4 protein-coding genes are annotated in these 2,953 nt (G+C 44.2%); 3 read left to right on the top strand and 1 reads right to left on the bottom strand.

Annotation, left to right across the window (positions count from 1 at the left end; all coding sequences use genetic code 11):
* Window positions 1–548, top strand: a 548-nt coding sequence (locus tag F6K20_RS32100; protein WP_287297466.1) for an asparagine synthase-related protein, incomplete at its 5' end; no start/stop codon positions are given.
* A 77-nt stretch (window positions 549–625) separates the two neighbouring features.
* Here F6K20_RS32100 and F6K20_RS32095 read toward each other — a convergent pair.
* Complete coding sequence (locus F6K20_RS32095; protein ID WP_008190909.1) at window positions 626–1,408, bottom strand: ABC transporter permease; 783 nt, start codon at window positions 1,406–1,408, stop codon at window positions 626–628.
* A 142-nt stretch (window positions 1,409–1,550) separates the two neighbouring features.
* On the opposite strand from F6K20_RS32095, the gene F6K20_RS32090 reads away from it, so the two are divergent.
* Together F6K20_RS32090 and uvrC are read left to right on the top strand one after the other, a co-directional pair.
* Window positions 1,551–1,928 (top strand): response regulator, encoded by a 378-nt coding sequence (locus F6K20_RS32090; protein WP_287251222.1) that lies wholly within the window; start codon window positions 1,551–1,553, stop codon window positions 1,926–1,928.
* A gap of 186 nt (window positions 1,929–2,114) precedes the next feature.
* A partial coding sequence (gene uvrC, locus F6K20_RS32085) for an excinuclease ABC subunit UvrC (protein ID WP_287297464.1) occupies window positions 2,115–2,953 on the top strand: 839 nt, incomplete at its 3' end.

The following is a 2,953-nucleotide window of genomic DNA, read 5'->3' as shown; positions in this document are numbered from 1 at the left end:
TTAATCAGCTCTTACAGGGAGAATACGCTACAGATACCGGAGTCATAGACTCGATCTATCAGGAACTATTAAAAAGTTTGCTCTCCAACAATCACATTACTAGCAACCAAGATGCCCTGCTCTACATGGATTTGAAGTTGGATATTGAAGAATCAAATCGCATCAAGACATATAAAACAAGTACGCCAGCAGGTTTGGAATCCCTGACTCCTTTTTTAGATTACCAATTTGTTGAATATGCCATGTCTATTCCCTTTTCCAGGAAAGTGGGCTGGCAAAAAGATAAGCAACTGCTGAGAGAAACGTTTTCAGATTTGTTGCCAAAAGTAGTAGAAAAGCGGAAAAAGTATGGTTGGCGATCGCCTTTTGGTTCTTGGCTCAAAGATTATCTGTGGCAAGATGTTTGTGGGTTAATTCAAACATTGCCAGAAACAGGTATTTTTACACCGGAAGTTTGTAACTTGATACAAGACTACCAACCTGCTAACAGCCGCCAACTTTGGTCGTTGCTGACTTTTGCCATCTGGCACCAAGAATTTATGGAATGACCAATATTAGCTTGATTCGCAAGAATCAAGAGGTGCGACCCGTGGCGAATTTAATTCGCCTACGGAAAGCGCACCTACTAACTAGAAGCACTGGTATAAAAACGCAGGGCAAACTGCCAAAAGATCCCAGAAGCAAACAGCAATCCTAGGGCTAGAATACCGGAACCTACTACCCAAAAGGTATCACTCCGATTCAACATCACTTCTGCTGGGACTGTAGTCAGGAACGCCACTGGCACTACAAAGGTAAAGAAGAACCGATAGCTAGCCGGATAAGCTACGATGGGATATCGACCAGCTTCTAGCATACTGCGCAGAACAGCGGTGACATTGTAGATTTTGACAAACCAAATGCTTGTTGCTCCCAGCATAAACCAGATGCTGTAGAGGCTAGTCAACCCAAAACATAGTGGCACTACACTCAAAAGATAGTTGCCGATATCTAAGTTTAGGCGTCCACCAGCGTAGCCTATTACTATAATTGAGAAGATTAAGTCTGGTAACCCCCAAGGGCTGACACTTCGCCAAGACAGCCAGAACTGAGAACTAATGGGCTTGAGTAGGATAAAATCGAGGGTTCCTTGCTCGACGTGATCCACAATCCGGTTGAGATTGGGAATCAGGAATGTGCCAGAAAACCCCTGTAGTAACGTGAATATCCCTAGTATGACCAGGGCTTCTTCCCAATTCCAGCCGGAAAAGGTGTAGCCAGTGCGGTAAAACAAGAATAGACCGAATAGGCTACCAGCTAGGTTTCCTAGGCTGCTCAAGGTAGCGATCGCAAAATTTAACCGATATTCCAGTTCAGCAGTGAGCGCAGTACTCCAGAACAACTGGAGTACACTAACATATCGTTTCATATTAATGTGGCTATCAATGAAACTTGGGCTACCCCCAATAATATGCCATTGGGCTAATGCACCAACTATCCCTTATAATTGCATCTTATTCTAAGGTTCTGATAAGATTTAAATTTTCACAGTTAGGTTGAATAGGATAATAATGAATAAAATCTTGGTAATTGAGGACGAGATTTTTATTCGAGAAAATCTGATCGAACTCCTTGAAATTGAAGGGTTTGACGCTCAGGGTGCTGAAAATGGTGTTGAAGGTGTACAGTTGGTTCAACAAGAACCACCAGATTTGATTTTGTGCGATGTAATGATGCCTGAACTAGATGGATATGGGGTATTGCAGGCACTACGTCAAGATCCAGCCACAGCGAAAATTCCGTTTATGTTTCTGACGGCTAGTGCAGATCGCAGCAATATTCAGAAGATCAGAGAACTAGGCATTCATGACTATATTCTTAAGCCATTTAATGTGGATAAATTTTTGGATGTAATCTCAAATCGGCTAGCGGAACAAAATAAAGCCTAGGGCGTGTTTTCAAAGTTTTCCGCAAGATTATTCACCCCCCCAGCCCCCCTTGAAAAAGGGGGGAGCCATACTCAAAGTCCCCCTTTTTTAAGGGGGACCAACGGGGGATCTCCGAGGCAAGAAGACACGCCCTAGTGGTGATCACGGGAAATAACAACCAACAGTTGACCACAGACCATTCACGCTATGAGTTCTAAGCCATTAATCCAAGATCCAGAACCCTTGGAAAGTCGATTGAAAGAAATTCCCCTGGAACCAGGGGTTTATTTAATGCGTGACCATAGCGCTAGTATTCTTTACATCGGCAAATCCCGAAAATTGCGTACGCGAGTCCGTTCCTATTTCCGTGACTCCCAACCCCTGAGTCCTCGCATTGCGATGATGGTGGCACAGGTTACTGATATTGAATTCATCGTAACCGATACCGAAGCGGAAGCCCTAGCGTTGGAAGCCAATCTGATTAAGCAGCACCAACCTTACTACAACGTACTGCTCAAGGATGATAAGAAGTATCCCTATGTTGCCATCACTTGGTCAGAGGATTATCCCCGTATCTTCATTACCCGTAAGCGGCGCATGGGGAATAAACAGGATAAATACTATGGTCCCTACGTCGATGTCAAGCTATTGCGCAATACTTTAGCTCTGGTCAAACAGATTTTCCCCATCCGGCAACGCCCTCGACCTCTGTTTAAAGACCGTCCTTGCCTTAACTATGATTTAGGTCGTTGTCCTGGTGTGTGTCAAAAACTAATTACACCGGAAGAGTACCGTCAAACCATCCAGAAAATCGCTATGGTTTTTCAAGGGCGTAGTGGGGAACTAATTGAGATGCTGACGGCCAATATGGAACAAGCAGCAGAATCCCTTAACTTTGAGCTAGCAGCGCGGATTAGGGATCAGATTACTGGACTTAATTCCCTCAGTACAGACCAAAAAGTAGCCTTACCTGACGATACTGTATCACGAGATGCGATCGCACTAGCGGCTGATGCCAAACATGCTTGCATCCAACTATTTCAGAC

It is taken from the genome of Moorena sp. SIO2C4 (assembly GCF_010672485.1).
Lineage (GTDB): Bacteria > Cyanobacteriota > Cyanobacteriia > Cyanobacteriales > Coleofasciculaceae > Moorena > Moorena producens.
The sequence above is the reverse complement of the archived record's forward strand: the minus strand, read 5'-3'. Positions and strand labels throughout refer to the sequence as shown.

Bases quoted from the DNA above. Each gene is read 5' to 3' on its own strand.
- F6K20_RS32095 (WP_008190909.1), bottom strand. From the start codon at position 1,408: ATGAAACGATATGTTAGTGTACTCCAGTTGTTCTGGAGTACTGCGCTC.
- F6K20_RS32090 (WP_287251222.1), top strand. From the start codon at position 1,551: ATGAATAAAATCTTGGTAATTGAGGACGAGATTTTTATTCGAGAAAAT.